Origin of the sequence: Parabacteroides sp. MSK.9.14, assembly GCF_019041495.1 — a bacterium.
Classification (GTDB): domain Bacteria; phylum Bacteroidota; class Bacteroidia; order Bacteroidales; family Tannerellaceae; genus Parabacteroides; species Parabacteroides merdae.
In genome coordinates this window covers 17,142-35,711 of the sequence record NZ_JAHPXO010000022.1, presented here as the reverse complement: position 1 = coordinate 35,711, position 18,570 = coordinate 17,142, and the positions used below count along the sequence as shown (strand labels likewise).

At 52.9% G+C, this 18,570-nt stretch carries 9 protein-coding genes and 1 pseudogene; 2 read left to right on the top strand and 8 right to left on the bottom strand.

The annotated features are described in order from the left end of the window. Positions 1-7 precede the first annotated feature (7 nt). From KTG12_RS12630 to KTG12_RS12605, 6 genes and pseudogenes are all read right to left on the bottom strand, one after another. Positions 8-1,561 (bottom strand): sodium/sugar symporter, encoded by a 1,554-nt coding sequence (locus KTG12_RS12630; RefSeq protein ID WP_155144176.1) that lies wholly within the window; start codon positions 1,559-1,561, stop codon positions 8-10. 12 nt (positions 1,562-1,573) lie between these two features. Further along, positions 1,574-2,365: an SDR family NAD(P)-dependent oxidoreductase gene (locus KTG12_RS12625; RefSeq protein ID WP_022322793.1), complete on the bottom strand. Its 792-nt coding sequence runs from the start codon at positions 2,363-2,365 to the stop codon at positions 1,574-1,576. Between the two features lie 5 nt (positions 2,366-2,370). Further along, positions 2,371-3,540 (bottom strand): mandelate racemase/muconate lactonizing enzyme family protein, encoded by a 1,170-nt coding sequence (locus tag KTG12_RS12620; RefSeq protein WP_138272564.1) that lies wholly within the window; start codon positions 3,538-3,540, stop codon positions 2,371-2,373. 29 nt (positions 3,541-3,569) lie between these two features. Then, positions 3,570-4,262, bottom strand: a complete 693-nt coding sequence (locus KTG12_RS12615; RefSeq protein ID WP_022322791.1) for an RraA family protein — start codon at positions 4,260-4,262, stop codon at positions 3,570-3,572. Positions 4,263-4,398: 136 nt separating this feature from the next. Beyond that, positions 4,399-5,263, bottom strand: a pseudogene (locus KTG12_RS12610) (AraC family transcriptional regulator). A gap of 145 nt (positions 5,264-5,408) precedes the next feature. Next, the gene (locus tag KTG12_RS12605; RefSeq protein ID WP_138272565.1) at positions 5,409-8,822 is read right to left on the bottom strand and encodes a glycoside hydrolase family 2 TIM barrel-domain containing protein; all 3,414 of its coding nucleotides are present in this window, start codon (positions 8,820-8,822) and stop codon (positions 5,409-5,411) included. 1,158 nt (positions 8,823-9,980) lie between these two features. Here KTG12_RS12605 and KTG12_RS12600 point away from each other — a divergent pair. Together KTG12_RS12600 and KTG12_RS12595 are read left to right on the top strand one after the other, a co-directional pair. Next, positions 9,981-11,612 (top strand): glycoside hydrolase family protein, encoded by a 1,632-nt coding sequence (locus KTG12_RS12600; protein ID WP_138272566.1) that lies wholly within the window; start codon positions 9,981-9,983, stop codon positions 11,610-11,612. A 12-nt stretch (positions 11,613-11,624) separates the two neighbouring features. Continuing rightward, positions 11,625-13,766 (top strand): alpha-L-fucosidase, encoded by a 2,142-nt coding sequence (locus tag KTG12_RS12595; protein ID WP_138272567.1) that lies wholly within the window; start codon positions 11,625-11,627, stop codon positions 13,764-13,766. 148 nt (positions 13,767-13,914) lie between these two features. On the opposite strand, the gene KTG12_RS12590 is transcribed toward KTG12_RS12595, so the two are convergent. After that, a complete protein-coding gene (locus KTG12_RS12590) occupies positions 13,915-16,257 on the bottom strand; it encodes a beta-galactosidase (RefSeq protein ID WP_138272568.1) in 2,343 nt (780 codons plus the stop codon). Between the two features lie 5 nt (positions 16,258-16,262). After that, the gene (locus tag KTG12_RS12585) at positions 16,263-18,548 is read right to left on the bottom strand and encodes a glycoside hydrolase family 95-like protein (protein ID WP_138272569.1); all 2,286 of its coding nucleotides are present in this window, start codon (positions 18,546-18,548) and stop codon (positions 16,263-16,265) included. Positions 18,549-18,570 lie beyond the last annotated feature (22 nt).

The following is an 18,570-nucleotide window of genomic DNA, read 5'->3' as shown; positions in this document are numbered from 1 at the left end:
TATAAATTTACCACCAAAAGTAGTAAAAGCCTATTAATATCGCCAGTATGACTACCGACATTACATTGAACATCCGGCCGGTATGGAACAAAGCCGGGTCATGGCGCGTATAAGCGTTGGCCGGCTGGTCCTTTTTCCCCAGCAGGACGATGAGCGCGCAGCACATCAGGAACACAAGCCCCATGCGGTCCATCCAGGGCAATCCGGGGAAGAGGAACTTCAGGCCGAAGGAGAAGACGAACGAGCCCAATGCCGCCGCCAACGCCCCGTTTGCCGTCGCCCGTTTATAGAAGAAGCCTGCCAGGAAGATCGACAGGGCGCCGGGACTGACAAAGCCGGTAAACTCCTGGATATACTGGAACGCCTGGTCCAACCCCGACAGCATCGGGGCGATCAGCACGGCTATTAGCAACGAGCCGAAGCTCGCCCAACGTCCGGTATGGACCAGTTCTTTCTGTCCGGCCTCTTTCCGGAAATAGGAACGGTAGATATCCATCGTAAAGATCGTGGAGATACTGTTCATCATCGAAGCGAGCGAACTGACGATTGCGGCTGTCAAAGCAGCAAACGCCACCCCCTTCACCCCTACCGGAAGGAGGTTGCCGAGCAACCACGGGTAGGCTTCGTCCGATTTCTCTAACGGAGCCTCCAACGCAAAGGCGGCAATGCCGGGAATCACGACCAAAAGCGGGATGAACAGCTTGATGAAACCGGAGAAAAGCATCCCGTTCTGCGCCTCCCAGACCGATTTGGCGGCCAACGCGCGTTGGATGATATACTGGTTGCATCCCCAGTAATAAAGGTTTGCCACCCAGAGACCGCCGAGGATCACGGAGATACCCGGCAGGTCCTTATAACCGGGATGCGACTTGTCGAGGATCAGATGGAACTTATCGCTCGCCTCGCCATAGAGGTTGACCATTCCCTGGTACACGCCGCCACCTTCTCCGAGGAGGTCGAGGGCGATATAGGTCGTGACCAGCCCGCCGCCAACCAGGAACACGACCTGGACCACATCCGTCAGCGCCACCACCTTCAATCCTCCGTAGATCGAATAGATACCGGCAAAGGCCGCCAGCCCGATTATGCCGTAGAGCATCGGGATCCCCATCACCTTCTCGATCGTCAAGGCTCCCAAGTACAAGATGGAAGTAAGATTGATAAAGATGAAGACCGCCAGCCAGAAGACCGCCATCACCGTCTTGACGCGCTTGTCGAAACGCTCTTCGAGGAACTGGGGCATGGTGAAGATCTTCTTCTCCAAGAAGATCGGGATGAAGAACTTCGCCACGAGGATCAGCCCGAGGGCGGCGATCCATTCGTAGGTCGCCATCGCCAGCCCGATGGCATAGCCGGAGCCGGACATGCCGACAAACTGTTCGGCGGAGATATTGGAAGCGATGATGGAAGCGCCTATCGCCCACCAGGCAAGCCCGCGCCCGGCGAGGAAATAATCGCCGGCATCCCGCTCGTCCCCCTTCTTGCCGCGTGAGACAAAAAGGCCGACACTGAGGATCAGGAGGCAGTAGGCTATAAAGATTATTAAGTCGATCGTGTTCATGGTATCTGTTTTTTATTCATCCTGCATCAACGCCGAGCGCCCACCGTCCATCAGGATCGTCGTCCCGCTGATAAACCGGGCATACGGGGAGACGAGATAGACGCATAACGCCCCTACCTCCTCGACCGTCCCGATCCGTTTGACAGGATGCAGGTCGATCGTCCGCCGGCGTTCCGCTTCGGGATCGGGAAAAGAGTCGAACCAAGTGTCGTTGCCCGCCGTATCGATAAATCCGGGAGCCACCCCCACCGTACGGACAGCCGGCCCCCACTCGATCGCCAGGCTGCGCACCAGGCCGGTGATAGCCGTTTTCGTCACGTTATAAGGGAAGCATCCGGGGATGGAACTGAAAGCATGGTTGGAGGTCATCAGGAGCAGGACACCTTCGCCGCTCTTTTCGAGATAGGGTTTGCAGAGCCGGGCCAGACGCCAGTGGGAAGCCAGGTTCAGATCGAGGTTGTAATGCCAACGCTCCTCCGTGCAACCTTCGGCTCCCTCGAACACGTTCATGCCGGCATTGGAGACAACCATGTCTATACGTCCGAAGGTACGGACCGTATCTTCGACGAAGCCTTTCAGCTCCTCCGCATCCGTCACATCCGTGGGGCGGTAGAACGAGCGTACGCCCTCCTGCTCTACCGCCTCGCGGAAAGCCTGCACGCTCGCGTCGTCCGGAGACTTGCGCGAACAGCCTGCCACATGGGCGCCCGCCCGTGCGAACTCCCTGGCGACGCCCAGCCCGATCCCGGAGGAGACTCCGGTGACCAGGACTACCTTATCTTTATAATCGAGTACAAAGCTCATAGGGATCAGATATAAAAGTTATCGGGAGCATCCATCGTGATGCCGGGGTGTTTCTCCATCTCCTCTTCAACGAGGTCCACGCCCAAGCCGGGGCGGTCGGACAGGTGCAAGTGGCCGTCATAGACCATCTCGGCTATCGGATGATCGATCACCGTGTCGCGCCAGGGGACATCGTTGAACATAAACTCCTGGCGGAAGAAGTTCGGGATAGCGGCGCATACATGCGAAGAGGCGAGTGTCGAGAGAGGGCCGTTCGGGTTATGCGGGGCGATCAGAACGTTGTAGGCCTCCGCCATCGTAGCCATCCGCTTCATCTCGGACGGTCCGCCGCAACGGGTGATGTCGGGCATGATCACGTCGCACACATGCTTTTCCAACAGCGAACGGATGCCGAAACGGGTGTAATGGCGCTCGCCTACACAGATGGCGACATCCGACGGGATGCGTTCGCGCATGGCACGGAGCGTCTGCGAACTTTCCGGGCCGGCGGGTTCCTCATACCAGGTGATATCGAGCTTTGCCAAGCGTTCCGCCATCTTGACGGCAACCCGGTAGTTCAGCATGGCGTGTGTCTCGATCATGATGTCGCATTCCGGGCCGACAGCCTCGCGCACGGCTTTGGAGACGTTGAACGCCAGGTCCTGCTGTTCCGCCGTCAGGGTCAGGTTGGAGGCAAGGTCTTCGCCATAGAAATAGTTCGTGTGGGCGAAGGGGTCGAACTTCAGCCCCGTAAAACCGGCGTCCATGACACGGCGTGCCAGGGCGGCATAGTCCGCCTCGTTGTGTCCGCCGCCCGTAAACCAGTAGTTGGCATAGAGCAAGATATCTTTCCGGTAAGCCCCGCCCAACAGTTCGTAGCAGGGAACGCCCAACACCTTTGCTTTCAGGTCGAGCAGCGCCATGTCGATACCGCTGATCGCACACAGGCTGGCTCCGTACGGGCCGATCCAGTTCAGATCGCGGTAGAGCTTCGTCCAGATAAAATCGGTCTTCATCGGGTCGAGGCCGATGATGCGTTGTCCGACATGCTTGGCGGCTTCGAAAACGATCGGGCTGCCGGGCCAGTTGGTAGCTTCGCCTACGCCGGTATAGCCTTCGTCGGTATAGATTTTCAGTAATGTCCAGTTATATTTGATGCCCTGGACTAACCATACTTTTACGTCTGTAATCTTCATTGTATTGTCTCCTTCCTTATTATATCATCTTACATTATTCCGTATGTATCGAAAGCGTCGCGGGCTTTCATCCCTTCCTGTATCTTCTTCAAAACCATCCGTTCACCACGGGCTTTCTCCAAGGCACGGGTGAATACTTCTTCCTCGATCTCACGAGGCACGACACATACGCCGTCGATGTCGCCGACCAGGATATCTCCGTCATTGATCCGTACGCCTTCCATCTCGATCGGCACACGGTAGTCGATCACCTTTCCACGCGGCGCCTGGTCCTGGGCATAGGGACCGTAGGAGAAGCAAGGGAAGTCGAGCGCCAGAATCCCCTTCGTGTCACGGGAATATCCGTTGACAACCGCTCCGGCCGCCTTGCACTGGATCGCACGGGCACTCATCAGCTCGCCCCACAAGGCATAAGCAGGGGAAGAACCGGAACAAACATATACCTCGTCTTCTTTCAAATCGTCCAACGCTTCGAGCATCAGGCCGAAGGAGCGTTTCAGCACCGGGTTCACCCCTTTCTCCTTTCCGGCATCCAGCACATCGGCTTCCAATACCGTCATGGCACGTCCGGCCACCAGCATATCGTCACGAAGCGGGCGGATGCGGGGAGGCAGAAACTGGCGGGTATAGCCCATCTTATCCATAATATCACCGACCACTGCGGTGTAAAGCTCTTCCTTTATCAAGGCAAACAGGGCTTTATCGTCTTTCCATTCTTTCATTGTGAATTCCTTTTTACAGTTCGTCTTTCTACCAGCAAAGATAGAGCCCGGAGGGAAGAAGATACGGCAGTAAAGCTCCCGGTTGCTTATGCTACGAGGAACAGAACAAGGGAAAAAGTAGAGAAAACGGCACTCTCTATTTCGTCACTTCACGCGGAGAGATGCCCATTTGTTGTTTGAAAATACGGGAGAAGTATTGGGGGGGACTGGAAACCGCAGGCAAAGCATACCTCCTTGACGGACATCTCCGTGTTCCGCAGCAGCTCGATCGCTTTGTTGATCCGGATCTGGTTCAGGTAGTCCAGCGGGGAGAGGTTCAGGTACTGGGAGAACAGTTTGCGCAAGTACCGTTCTCCGACTCCGGTTTGCGACGCGACATCGCTGATCGTGATATCGGACTGGTAGTTCAAACGGATATAGGAGATCGCCCTTTTCAACGAATCGTTTGTACAAATCGGAAGATAGGCCTCATCGAGATAACGGTAAATCAGGATCAGCAGCTCGGCATAGTACATGACAACCAGATATTGGTAGTATTTGCTCTTCTGGTTCATCTCGTTGACAATACGCTGCACGGCGCGCATGATCCGGACGTTATTCACAATCTTGATCAACCGGTTTTCTTCGGAAAAGATCGTGACAGGCGCCAGCTCCTTCGTCTGCCCGTGCCCGTCCGGATTGAAGCGGGAGAAGACTTCCGGCAGGAACTCCAACTGCATCAGGGTCGTATCTTCGGAACCGGCCTCGAAGGTATGCTCCACATTGGAACAGATCACCATCATCTCGTTCTCGCTGAAGCTGATACTCTCGTTCTCCAGATGCAGGATGCAATTGCCCTTCTTCACATAGTTGATCTCGATACGCAGATGCTTATGCGGCCCGAATGTCTCGAACGGGCGGAACGACACAAAGCGAAACACATCCGCCAGCCGCTTGTGCTTCAGATTCTCGGTGATGCCTTCCAACATTCCCCATAACGATTGTTCAGACGGTTGTTCCATACGGCTCTGCATTTGATTGGTGCTTACAAAGTTACAAAAATGCCGGTAATACCCAATAGCCCGTAAGGTATTTTAGTCACCTTACGGACTGTCGGGCAATACCCTATAGCCTGTAAAGACACAGGTTATAGGGTAAGTTAAGAGGTTATTCCACTCTCACCACAATCTCTCCACCGATCCGGTCTCCTTTCTTCAACGGCTTGCGGTAAGGAGCATAATAGCTACTGAGGAACATCTCGTTTCCTGCCGTCACAAAGTCGGCAACCAGGAAGCGGATCTTGTCTTTTTCCAACCAGGAGCGCCAGTGCTGTTTGCCATTGGAAGGGACGGTAATCTTACTACCGTTTCCGTCTTTCAGACCGGCATACCAAATGTTCCGGCGGGTGGAACGGAAATCATTACTTCCCAGTTCGTTATAATCCATACTCCAAGACCAGGCAGGTTCCGTACGCGGATCGACTTTCGCAGGGAGTCCTTCATAAAAAAGGCTGGCTTCACCTACCGGACGGCTGATATGGTCGGCCGGATAAACGCTCCACATGCCATCCCGGCGCCAGAAGGTCTTATCATAAGAAACAGGAGCTTCAAAAACCAGTCCCCACTGCCTCGGATTCACATCTTCAAGGGCATCGAACGAATAGGTTACCGATAGTTCGCCTCCTGCATTTATTTTCAGGTCATAAGAGCCGGAAAACTCTTTATAAGCGCCTGCCACCTTTACCAAGACGTCATCACCCTGTCGAACCGCCTCTACTTTTTCTACCTTCCAGTCCGAGCAAAGGTCATTGAACACAGGCGTATTGGCATTATGATTCGGGTAGCATCCGCCACCTGTCAACGGCAAGGCCATCAGCCACGGTCCACCGTTCAATATTTCTTTTTTCCCTTTCTTCACCGAGAGTATCTGGCCGGATACACGGCTGATCTCACAACTAAAATCTTTTCCGGTAACGACATAACGGTCTTTCTTTTCTTTCAAGCGGGTAGAAGCAGTTGGCAACGCCTGCAATTCGTTCTGTACCTGTCTGCCGACAGGGATCAAATACTCATCGGCAGTAAAGCCACGGGGATCGGCAAAAGACAGATAGAGCTCATTCGCCTTTTCGGGATGGGCAAGCCGGATGCGAAGTTGTCCTTTTTCACCGGGTTCCAGGTCTGCGAAGGCCGTTCCCTTCTCCTCTCCGTACGTCCACGTGATACGCAGTTCATCCAGGTTTGTATAGGTGTACCGGTTTTCAAGATCGATGACCAGTTCGTTGGCTGGAGATAGCGCCTCGGTCGTCACACGGACCGGACTGTATATCTTTTTCATATCCCAATACTCCGGTTTCAGGCGACGCCAGCCGTCGATCGGTCCCCAGGGACCATAACCGACTGCATCCCCGTTAGGCATCTGGAAAATATCGTCGATACCAGACCAGATAGAACCGCCTAAAACGCCCGGTGTCTTATACATATTGTCCCACGTAGGAGCCAGCGCCAATGCCCAATCGCTACGGATGCCGGGATCAGTCACCAGCTCGCTCCGGTTATAGACATTCAGGTGGCAGTATTCGCCATACGTCATCGGCCGGTCGCTTTTGGCGGCGACCTTATATCCGTTGGGACCCGGATAATGGATATTCGCGATCGGGGCCGTGCTGCCTTGGTTGTTGAACCCGCCATAGGCCTGGTCGTGAAAAGTGAACGGACGGGTAGGATCGGCTTTTTCCATATAGACCTCTACCTGTGCAAATTCCTTATTCCAGTACGATTCGTTCGCCATCGACCAGAAGATGATGGAAGGATGGTTCCGGTAGAACTGGATCATCTCCATATTCGCCTGCAATACATACGGATAGTATTTAGGATCGCGGTAGTTCAGCACCTTCCAGTTCTCATTCGCATGATGGCCGATCCAACAGACCGGTGCTTCCACTTCCACGAACATGCCCAGTTCGTCACAGACTTCGAGCAGCTCTTCACAAGGAGGGTAATGGGAAGTACGGATAAAATTGCAGTTCGCATCCCGGTACAGCTCGACATCCTTCCGTTCCAGGGCAGGATTCATCACACGTCCGGTCAACGGATGCATTTCATGCCGGCAAACTCCTCTCAACTTGACAGCCTTGCCATTTACCAGCAAACGATTCCCTTGTATCCGGATCTCGCGGAAGCCAAAACGTTTCTCTATCTGCTCGACAACCTTGTCCGAGGTTCCGACTTCGATTTTCATCGTATATAAAGATGGATGCTCGTTATCCCACTTATCCGGAGAAACGACTTTGCCAGTCAACCAACCGCTCCAGGAAGACCCGGCGGCAATCTCCGGAATATGCCGGCTCAGGACAACAGGCAGTCCGGAGAGGGAAAGGCGAACCGATACATCTTTTTGTATCTCATCCGAGCTATTCGTTACCGACAGATAGACTTTCAAGTCTGCATCTTTATAGTCATCGTCCAGCTCCGTCACGATACGAAGGTCCGACAAATGGATATCCGGAACGGCAAAGAGCGTCACTTTACGGGTTATGCCTCCCAACTGATGTGCCGCATATTGAGTCAGGCTCCCTAACATGTCTGCCAACGACTCGCTGCGAACCCGCAGGGCCAACAGGTTCTCACCCGCCTTCAGCCCTTTCGTGACATCCAGTTCAAAAGCAGTCATTCCTCCCATATGGGAACCGATCTCCTTTCCATTCAGATACACGACCGACTCGCTGGAGACACCGTCGAAACGCAGTTTCACCTGCTTTCCCTGCCAATCCGCAGGCAATGTGAATGTAGTCTGATAGCCTCCGAAACCGGCAGAATCGACTTTAAAGCCTTGCATGGACCACTGTCCCGGAACTACGATCGGCTTCCAGTCCCGCCCGTTCTGTTTCTGTTCATAAAAACGGGCAGCAGGCTTTTCATTGAACAACCACGTCCCGTTTAAGGACAGGACCGGATTATAGACACCAGCTACCTGATGAGGCTTGATGGTATATACAGGTAAAACTTTTTCCGCACAAACAGTCGTATCCACCGTATAAGCCTGGGTATGCACCAGTTCCTTTTTACGTTCTTCCCCAAAAGGTTTCAGCTGGGCCGGATTGGACGAATACAGGTTCAGCTCCGAAACAATCGCATTATCTCCCTTCAAGGCTTCAAACACCAAGACCAATTGTCCGTAGGCGTAGGCTTTCTTCGGCAGGTCGATCATGTAGTGTTGCTCCTTCCCTTTTTCAAGTACGACGGGCCCCTGCACTTCGTTGCCGTCAGCCACGATACGCTGTTCCCTCCGGTTGTCAGCCAGATAGACCACTTCCATCCGGTAATCGGCCTGTATATCCATCTGATCGAAAGCATAGATGACCGTTCCGCCGAAATTACAGGTTTTCGCCTCTTTGCTTCCCGTGAAAGAATCCGGTAATGTATAGTCATCCCCCTTGATCAGGAAAGCTTGTGTATTCGTTACTCCGCAGTCGTTCGTAGCCACCCGCCGCATCTCCTTGTTCTGGGCCTGCAAGCCAAGGCACAAAAAGAGCATAAGCCCGGTATTGAACAGCTTGTTTTTACATAGATTGACCATACGCATATTGGTTTTCGTTTTATATTTACATTATCTGATATGCAAAAGTACGGACAATCCCAACATCTTTCTCCTCTCTATTCTAATTGAGTACACACCTGCCAGGAACAAAAAACAGGAAAACTAACACAAAACGGAACTGCTCCCAGACGCGGCAGCCGATCAGTAGACCTTAAGCTTTTGCATGCCTCCTTTTTCAAACTCGATTGCCCCCGGATACGAGTTTTTCCGGCTTCTTTTATTACCCAGATAATCCCTATTCAAGACTTTCGGAGTTTCCGCTCCTCCAACAAAAGACTGATGGGAAATAGTTAGGTGCGACCAAAACTTGTTTATCTAAATCCTAAACATGCATAAAGACAACAGGGCAAGCATTACCTTGCTATGCAATAAACTTATTAGCTTTAGCACATGACCTGCCCCGAAAGTGACGAAGAACTATGTTTCCCATTTCCTCTGTCACTGTATCACTGATTTCTTTTTACCAGTTGATATTCAACTTATTTGATTAGTGATATATGCCCGTTTTCTCTATCACTACGGTATCACAATCCTATCACTGGCAACTTGGATAGGAAACAGGTATTCCGCTTATACATATCTGCATATTAACATATTACAAATAAAACAAACGATAAACACCCTATTTCCATCCCTGCAAATCACTCGATTATTTTATGTAAAAACGGCTATAAAATAGGTAAAACCGGGTGGTTTTCATTGTCCGGCACGGTACTTTAGTTGCCGGACACCCCCATGTTGCCCCCTCTTACACCCGGGTGTACCAGTTCTCTACACCCGGATGTTAAGGATGGCAACATGGGGGTGTTTACGAAATTATGTGCTTGTCTTTGCTAAAAAAAGAGAGGGCTTTTGTGGAATGAAGAACCGTATTTTGCCAATTTAATACCTATTATATTCGTTTTTACATTTGTTTATTCGATTATTTTATATGCTTTTTCAAAAGCTAAAGAAGGCAATACACTGGTTTCCAATCATATGATAAAACACCATGTTTTAGAAGTGATAGAGAATTGATCATGCGCAGTATGGACCTGCTTCGCGGGAAAAACCCGAATCCATTTACTAACTATGTGAAGAAAGACTGCTATATTTGCCTTGTAACAATCGTTGCTGGGCAAATTATCGTATATACAGAAGCATATGAACATACAAAAATTAAAATTACTATTAGCAACAGCCTGTCTGGCTCCCCTGCCACTCACCGCCCAAATCACGGAAAGAGAACGGCCGGCAGAATGGAAACACCTCATTACAGGCGGACGCTACATGGATCGTTTCGAAGCAATGCCCGATGGCACGCTCTCCGGAGAGACGTGGGGAGCGGACAGCGTACGCCCCCGGTATATCGACAACGGTATCGAACATCCCGATATCTCCTTCTGGGGAGGCAATATCCTCCAAACGCCAGACCGGAAATACCATCTGTTCGTATGCGGATGGCCGGAAAGCGCACCCAAAGGGCATATGGAATGGCCCAATTCAACCGTTTATCACGCAACCGGCGATCATCTGCATGGGCCTTTCACCATCCAAGACACAATCGGGAAAGGGCATAACCCGGAGGCTTTCGTCCTCAACGACGGCCGGATCGTCGTATATGTCATCGACGGATATTATATAGCCGACCAGGTCAACGGCCCCTGGCAATACGGAAAGTTTACGTTCAATCCCCGCGACCGGAAGATCATCGAAGGACTGAGCAACCTCAGCTTTGCCAAAAGGCAGGATGGTTCTTATCTGATGGTTTGCCGGGGAGGAGGCATCTGGATCAGCAAAGACGGCATCGCCCCTTACGAACAGATCACGGACAAGCGGGTTTATCCGCCTGTCAAAGGAGAGTTCGAGGACCCGGTCATCTGGCGGGACTCCCTGCAATATCACCTGATCGTGAATGACTGGCTGGGACGTATCGCCTTCTACCAACGTTCCAAAGACGGCATCCATTGGGTGACGGAACAAGGGGAAGCCTATGTGCCCGGCATCTCCTTCCATCGGGACGGGCATGTCGAGCATTGGTTCAAATACGAACGTCCTAAAGTCTTCCAAGACAAACAAGGACGTGTAGAGCAGATGAACTTTGCCGTCATCGACACCGTCAAATGGGATGATCATGGCAATGACAACCACAGTTCGAAGAATATCTGTATCCCGATGAACAAAGGGATGTTATTGTCCGTCCTAAACCGAACACCGATAACGGCCTCCACTGAAACCATCCGGGTCAAGGTCCTGGCGGAAGAAGGCTTCGACCCGCTCCGGGAGATCGATGTGCCGTCCCTGCGGTTCGGTTCATACAACGAAGTGAACTTCGGCAGAGGGTGTAAAGTGGTCAAAACCGAAGCATCCGGAAAAGACCTTATCCTGACATTCGACGGTAAGGGAAGCGGCATCACACCGGATGAATTCGCTCCGAAGATGATCGGAAAGGATAAAAACGGAAAACTGTTGTTCGGATATGCGAACCTGCCTTATGTCGATTACAAGCCGGCTCTATTGTCCTGCCGACGTCCCGTTTACCGGGAAGGCCGGAACGAAGTCGAACTGGAAATCCAGAACTTCGGACTATCGGTATCAGGAGAAATGACAGTCGAAATCAAGCAAGCCGGGGCAGGAATGGGCCGTCATACGGTCAAGCCCCTGCAACCGTATGAAAAAGCAAGCCTCACCTTTACCCCTGAAAAGGGGAAATGGACGGATAAAGCGGATTACCAGGTAGTCTTCCTCCGGGATGGGCAAATAGTAGAAACAAACAATTTCAATATCTCCAAATAATCATTTATAAACATGAAACACACTTTTATCCTCCTGCTCGGAGCCATGCTCTCCCTACAAGGGCAAGCCCAGGACAAGCAGATACCATTTCAGAACACGATCAAGGTCGAAGCAGGCGACAGCCACGCGGACATCATCGCGAAAGCCGCCCATGTCGTGCCTTCGCCCAACCAGTTGGCGGCATTGCAAAACGAGTTTATCGCCTTCATCCATTTCGGGCCGAACAGTTTTACCCGCCTGGAATGGGGAAGCGGAAAGGAAGACCCGAAAGTCTTCGACCTGAAAGAGCTCGACACGGACCAGTGGTGCGAGGCCATGAAAGCAGCCGGCATGAAGATGGTGATTCTGACGGTCAAGCACCATGACGGGTTCGTCCTGTGGCAAAGCCGTTACACAAAACACGGCATCATGTCCACCGGTTTCCGCGACGGCAAAGGCGACATCCTGAAAGACCTGTCCGAATCCTGCCGCAAATACGGATTGAAGTTAGGCGTCTATCTGTCACCGGCAGACCTGTACCATATCGAAAACCCGGAAGGGTTGTACGGCAACCTCAGCCCATACACCAAACGGACCATCCCGCGGGAAGTCCCCGGACGGCCTTTTGCCAACAAGACCCGTTTCGAATTCGTAGTGGACGACTACAACGAATACTTCCTCAACCAACTCTTCGAGATCCTAACCGAATACGGCCCGATCCACGAAGTATGGTTCGACGGGGCACATCCCAAGCGGAAAGGCGGACAGACCTACAACTATCCCGCCTGGAAAAAACTGATCAAGGCACTTGCCCCCAACGCCGTTATCTTCGGACGGGAAGATGTCCGGTGGTGCGGCAATGAAGCCGGCGGCACACGGTCGACCGAATGGAACGTGATCCCCTACCAGGCAAATCCGGACACGATGTCGAACTTCGCCGATATGACGGACAAAGACCTCGGAAGCCGTGAACAGCTCTATAAAGCCAAATACCTGCATTACCAGCAGGCCGAAACCAACACTTCCATCCGCGAAGGCTGGTTCTACCGGGACGACACGCACCAGAAAGTACGAAGCACCGACGATGTGTTCGACATCTATGAACGCGCCGTAGGAGGCAACTCCACCTTCCTGTTGAACATCCCGCCCAACCGGGACGGCAAATTCTCTCCGACAGATGTAGCCGTGCTGAAGGAAACCGGCCAGCGAATCCGGGAAACCTACGGGACCGACCTGTTCCGTCAGGCAAAAGGCCCGAAAGAGGTGCTCGACCAAAATGCAGACACCTATGTGACGGCCGATAAGGACGGGGCGGGAATCGTCATCTCCACTCCCCGACCTGTCACCCTCAACCGTTTGGTTCTCCAGGAAGCGATTGCCACCAACGGGGAACGGGTGGAAAGACACGCCGTGGATGCCTGGATCGACGGAGGATGGAAAGAGATCGCCCATGCCACCAACATCGGCTACAAGCGAATCCTGCGCTTCCCGGATGTCACGACGGACAAGATACGGGTCCGCATACTCGAATCCCGCCTGACACCCGCCATCTGCACCATCTCCGCCCATCACTACAAAGCCCGTCCGCCCCGGTTGAGCGCACAGAGAAGCATGGACGGATTGGTTACCATCGAACCGATGGCACAAGAATTCGGCTGGAAAGCGCACGGTGAGAACATTGCCGAGAACCTGAACGCAGGTTTCAAGATCTACTATACGACAGACGGAACGGAACCATCGGCAGGCTCTACCGAATATAAAGCACCTTTCCTGATGGGAAACAGCGAACTGAAAGCGGTAGCCATCCTGAACGGAGAAAAGGGAGCTATCTTGCAGGAACGGTTCGGGCTGGTCAAGAAGGGATGGAAGATAGCCGACAAGACCGCGCAATCCCTCGCCATCGACCTCGGCAGCCAGCAAACGGTAAGCGGCTTTGCCTTCACCCCGCAAAAACAAGGCGGTAAGGGCACGGTAGCCGGTATCATCCGGATCAGCAACGACGGAAAGAACTGGAAAGAGGTGGAACGCTTCGAATTCGGCAACCTGATCAACGACCCGTCCAAACGCTACCATCATTTCAAGCAAACGGTAAAAGCCCGCTACGTCCAAGTGGAAGCAGCGGAAATCGCCGCCCATACGGAGGCTGCCGCCCTTGCTGGAATAGACATCTTCTAAGGCTCGTCTACAAACAGTATATACCTTGTAAGGTAAAGTCATATACGTTATAAAGTAAAAGAAAAAAGGTTATAGGGAATTTTATTTTACCCTATAACCTTTTTTCTTTTATTCGTTCCTGTGCTAGCCCGGAAGAGCAAAGACAGAACTACATCGCAAAAGGTGTAGCTTTCACATACGCCTTATATCCTTTGATCATGCCGGGGAATCCTTCTTCTGCACGGGGCAAGTAGCGGAAACCGGATATCGTCTGCTCTTCCTTCAAATCGATCACGACCTGGTGCGGATATTTGTCTCCCTGCTTCGTGCTCCAATAGGTAGATTCCTGCAAGTCATAGATCTTATCGGCAGTGAAGTTACCCCACTGCGTGCTTTCGCTGTCCGCATAAGAGATATTCCAATGCTGGCGGGGGAGCGGCTTGCCGTCTTCGTCCAACAGATAGAACTCGGCCATAGCGGCATTGTCCTTGCCATCCTGTGCATCCAATGCTTCGAGGCAGAAATAGCGGCCCTTGACAGTCCGGCCGAACTTCACTTCCTGCCAGCCGTTTCCGGGTTTCAGCGCACCGTTGGCAACCGGTTTCTCACCTTTCAGGTTCAGCGTCTGCCCCTCTTCACGGTGGGTAGCCGGGGCTTCAGCCCGCAACATATCCAAGATCGGTTCCTTCCGGCCTTCCACTACAGCCTTTTCCGGGCCTAACAGGTCGAGGATGATGATCTCGTTCTTTCCCTTCTTCAACCAGCATCCGGGCATAAACAAAGTCTGCTGAGGTCCGATCTCCCAGAAGCGGCCCATCGCCTTTCCGTTTACCCAAACCATGCCTTTTCCCCAAGTCTGCATGTCGAGGAACACGTCTCCGACTTCATCCAGCTCGAAAGTAGTCCGGTAATAAGCCGGTCCGTCGAGTTTGTCTCCCGCTGCATACTTCTTGTCCTGTACGAAAGCGTAATCGACCGGGAAGCTGTAAACCTGCCAGTCTTCCAGTTCCTGTCTGCCGGTGTCGCTAATCAGTTCCACCTTATCCGTAATCCCCTTACGGTCGTGGATGGCAACATCGAAGTTGACACGTCCCATCGCCTCTACCAGGATATCCAGGCGCGTTCCTGCTGCCAAAGCCGGCAGCACCACCGTGTTTTCACCTCTGCGACGATCCAGACGGCCCAATAGTTTGCCATCGGCAAAGACCTGTGCCCAGTCATGCACCTCATCGATCAACAGGGTCGTTCCTTCCTTTACGGCAGGCAGAGTCGTCCGGTAGAGGATCGTTCCCCAACCTTGGTCGAACTGCTCCATCGGTTTAATCTCTTTCGAAGCCTGGGGAGCAGGCAGATTGTCGAACAGCGGAGCCACTTCGCCGACGGTGAACGCCGGGATCTCGATCAAAGGATAAGCTGCCGGGACATCGGGTATGACCTGGCCGGAATCGGCATATTGTGTCAGTAGTTCACGTAACTTGTAGTATTTGGGAGTCGCCCACCCCGCCTCGCTGATCGGGGCGTCATAATCGTAGGAGCTGCACATGGCGGAATAGGCCGGGCTGTTCGCACCGCCCCAATGTCCGAAAGTCGTCCCCCCGTGCGCCATATAGAGCGAGAAGGAGATATGGCGGTCCAGCATGTCCTTGATACCGGAAACCATCACCCCGGCATCGCGCGTCTCGTGCTTGCGTCCCCAATGGTCGAACCATCCGCTCCAGAACTCGCTGCACATCAGCGGAGCATCGGGGCGTGCCTCTTTCAACTTCTTGAACTGGGCATCGATATTGGCTCCTGTCCCGAAGTTGATCGTCCAGACCAGGTCATCCAAACCGTTCAACTGGAAAGTAGAGCTCCAGTCACACTGGAACAACGGGACATCCGTAAAGCCTGCTGCCTTCACCGCATCGCGGATATTGGCGATATACGCCTTGTCGGTAGCATATGCCCCATACTCGTTCTCGACCTGTACCATGATGATATTCCCGCCCCGGGTCACCTGCAAGTCGGCCAACTGCTTGCCGATCTCGTTCATGAACAGCTTCGTCCGTTCGAGGAAATAGGGATCGTTGGTACGGAGCTTGATATCCTCCTTCTTCAACAGCCACCAGGGCAGTCCGCCCATCTCCCACTCAGAGCAGACATAAGGGCCGGGACGCAACATGATATACATGCCTTCTTTCTGGGCCAGCCGGCAAAAAGCGGCAATATCGTTCTGCCCCTTGAAATCGAACTCGCCCGGTTTCTGCTCATGGATATTCCAGAACGCATAGATACAGATCGTATTCATGCCGAGTGCCTTGCACATCTGAATACGATGTTGCCAGTATTCGGCGGGGATACGGGTGTAATGTATCTCCGCCGCCTTAATCACAAATGGTTTGCCATCCAGCAGGAAGGTTCCCTTCCCGATAGAAAAATCGTGCTTCTCCCCTTGTCTGGGACTGCATCCTGAGAACAGGAGGATAACGCAGCAGGTTATCAATCCTGCTAAAATCTTGTTTACGTGTTTCATATAAGTTAATTGTATTGTACTGTCACTGTTTTATCTTTCTCTGTTTCCAGAATCAGGACTCCCTCCTTCTCCAGTTTATCTCCCTTGTTGCCCGTTACGGAAGCGACTTTGCATCCTTCAGGGATAGCCAGACGCAACGTCCCGCCCTGTTCGGGCAAGATACGGACTTGCCGCACCTGCCCCGCCACCTTTTCGGCCGAGACAAGGAAAGCGCCCATGGCACGCAGTTTGTCGAAAGATACATCCTGCCAGGCAACCGGTACAGCCGGGAACACCCGGATAACGCCCGTATGGCTCTGGAGCAGCATCTCCTGGATACCGGCGGCAAAGGCGAAGTTTCCTTCCAAAGTAAACGGACGGTAGGTGAATTTCGACTTTCCGCTTTTCGTCTGGTCGCCGTTCGCATGGAACGTATTCGGGAGGCAGAAACATTCGGCAAAGGTGCGCAGTGCATCGGCAGCCCCTTCCCCGTCGAAGGCACGAGCTTTCATATTCCCGAACCAGCTATAGGAATAGCCGCACCAGTAATCAGGCCCGAAATTTTGTAGCTTCTTCAAGGTCGCTTTTATGATCTCCTGGGATTTCTCGCCCTGGCTCCAATCAATAAGACCGAGCGGATGGATCGACATGGCGTGGGAGAAATGACGGTGCGACTGGTCGTAAGGGAAACCTTTTGCAAAGGTCAAGGCCCCGTCTTCATCCAGGTTCAGATCGGGCAGTTGAGCACCGATCACTTTCCAGTGGGCGGCCTCGTCTGCCAACCCCAATTCGGAAGCCAGCTCGGAAGCGGCATTGAAAGCGAAGTGCATCAAGGAAAGGTCATAGTTTGTCATATCCTTGAACCACGCATTGATCGAGTTGTCGAAAATTTCCGGGCTGGAACTCAGCGGCAACCGGCGTACTCCGTCAGCATCGACTGTGGAGATCTGTTCGAGATAAGTCGCCACGTCCTTCAGAAACGGGTAGGCCCGCTCTTTCAGGAAAATGCGGTCGGCCGAATACTTCCAATGCAGATAGAAATGCTGTCCCAGCCATGCGCTGACCGTCGGCGACATGGAGTACTGTACCCATCCGCCCATCGGCTCGCCGGTCAGGGTGCAGACGCCGGGGACATTCATCCCGTCCGTCCCGAAATACTCGCGGGTATATTTCTTATACACGTCACGCTGTTTCCAGAGGGTATTCAGATAGCCCATCCCCTCCTGCAAATGGTTGCCGGTATAGGCAGGCCAATAGCTCAACTGTGTGTTCAGGTCATGGTGGTAGTCTCCTTTCCAGGGCGGTAACATACCGTTATCGGCTGTCCAGACTGCCTGAAGGGAGATCGGATAGGAGTCTTCGCGGGTAGCCGCCCCGAACTTGTACATCTCGTTGTTGTACTGTTTCTGCAGGAGCGTATCCGGCAGCGAGACGGACGACTGTGCCCAATAGCCTTTCCAGAAGTTCATATGCGAGCGGTAATCTGCCTCCACGCCACGCTCCATCGCTTCTGCCGTTTCCTGGTCGGCCCGGTCGGCGGCCAAAGAAGAGGTCAGGCTCCATACGCCGCTGAGCGTGCCGCCTTTCTGCTGCCAACGGACGACCACATCGTATGAAAAGCCTCCCCACCCTTCCTGATGGAAAGTGGTCGTACCGGCTTCCTTCTGTATCGTCCCCTGTTTATATCCGAGGCGTCCCAGGGCCGGACCGGCATGCGAGTTGTCACCTGCGACCTCGTCCGGGTTACTGTAGCGGGGTGCAATGATCTCCGGCGAAACCGTATCCGGCAGATTCTCGAAGACAAACCATCCGACCGGTTCGTCGGCATGCACGAACGTCTGCAACTTCGTCCCGTTCTCCCAAAGCACCTCACAAAGGGCATTATTGAGGAAAAGATGTACGGAAGAAACCTTCCCGATATTCAACGGGAACTCCAAAGCCGCCCCCGGTATCTTAGACGGGGCAGGCAAGGCGTTATAAGGGTGGTCGAACTTCTTCTGCACCGGCAGATAATCCCCTTTCCTCACCTGCTCACAGACCCAGGCAAAACGATTGTTCGGTCCTGCAATACTATCCATCGGGCGCAAGTCCCAGAGATCCGTCCGATCCAGCGAAAAACGTAGCACAGAATCGCGTTGCCAGACTAATGTTCCTACTGTGGCATTTCCCAACGGAATTCCTTCATCCCAAGTCTTGGCCAAGTGACCAAACTGCAAGTCACTGCTTGTCGGTGTGACAGGCAGTGACTCCTTTTCGCAACAGGCAGCCAATAGGCATGCGCTTATGCAAGTTAGCCAAAATTCCTTTTTCATTCGTATTAAATCGATATTATTC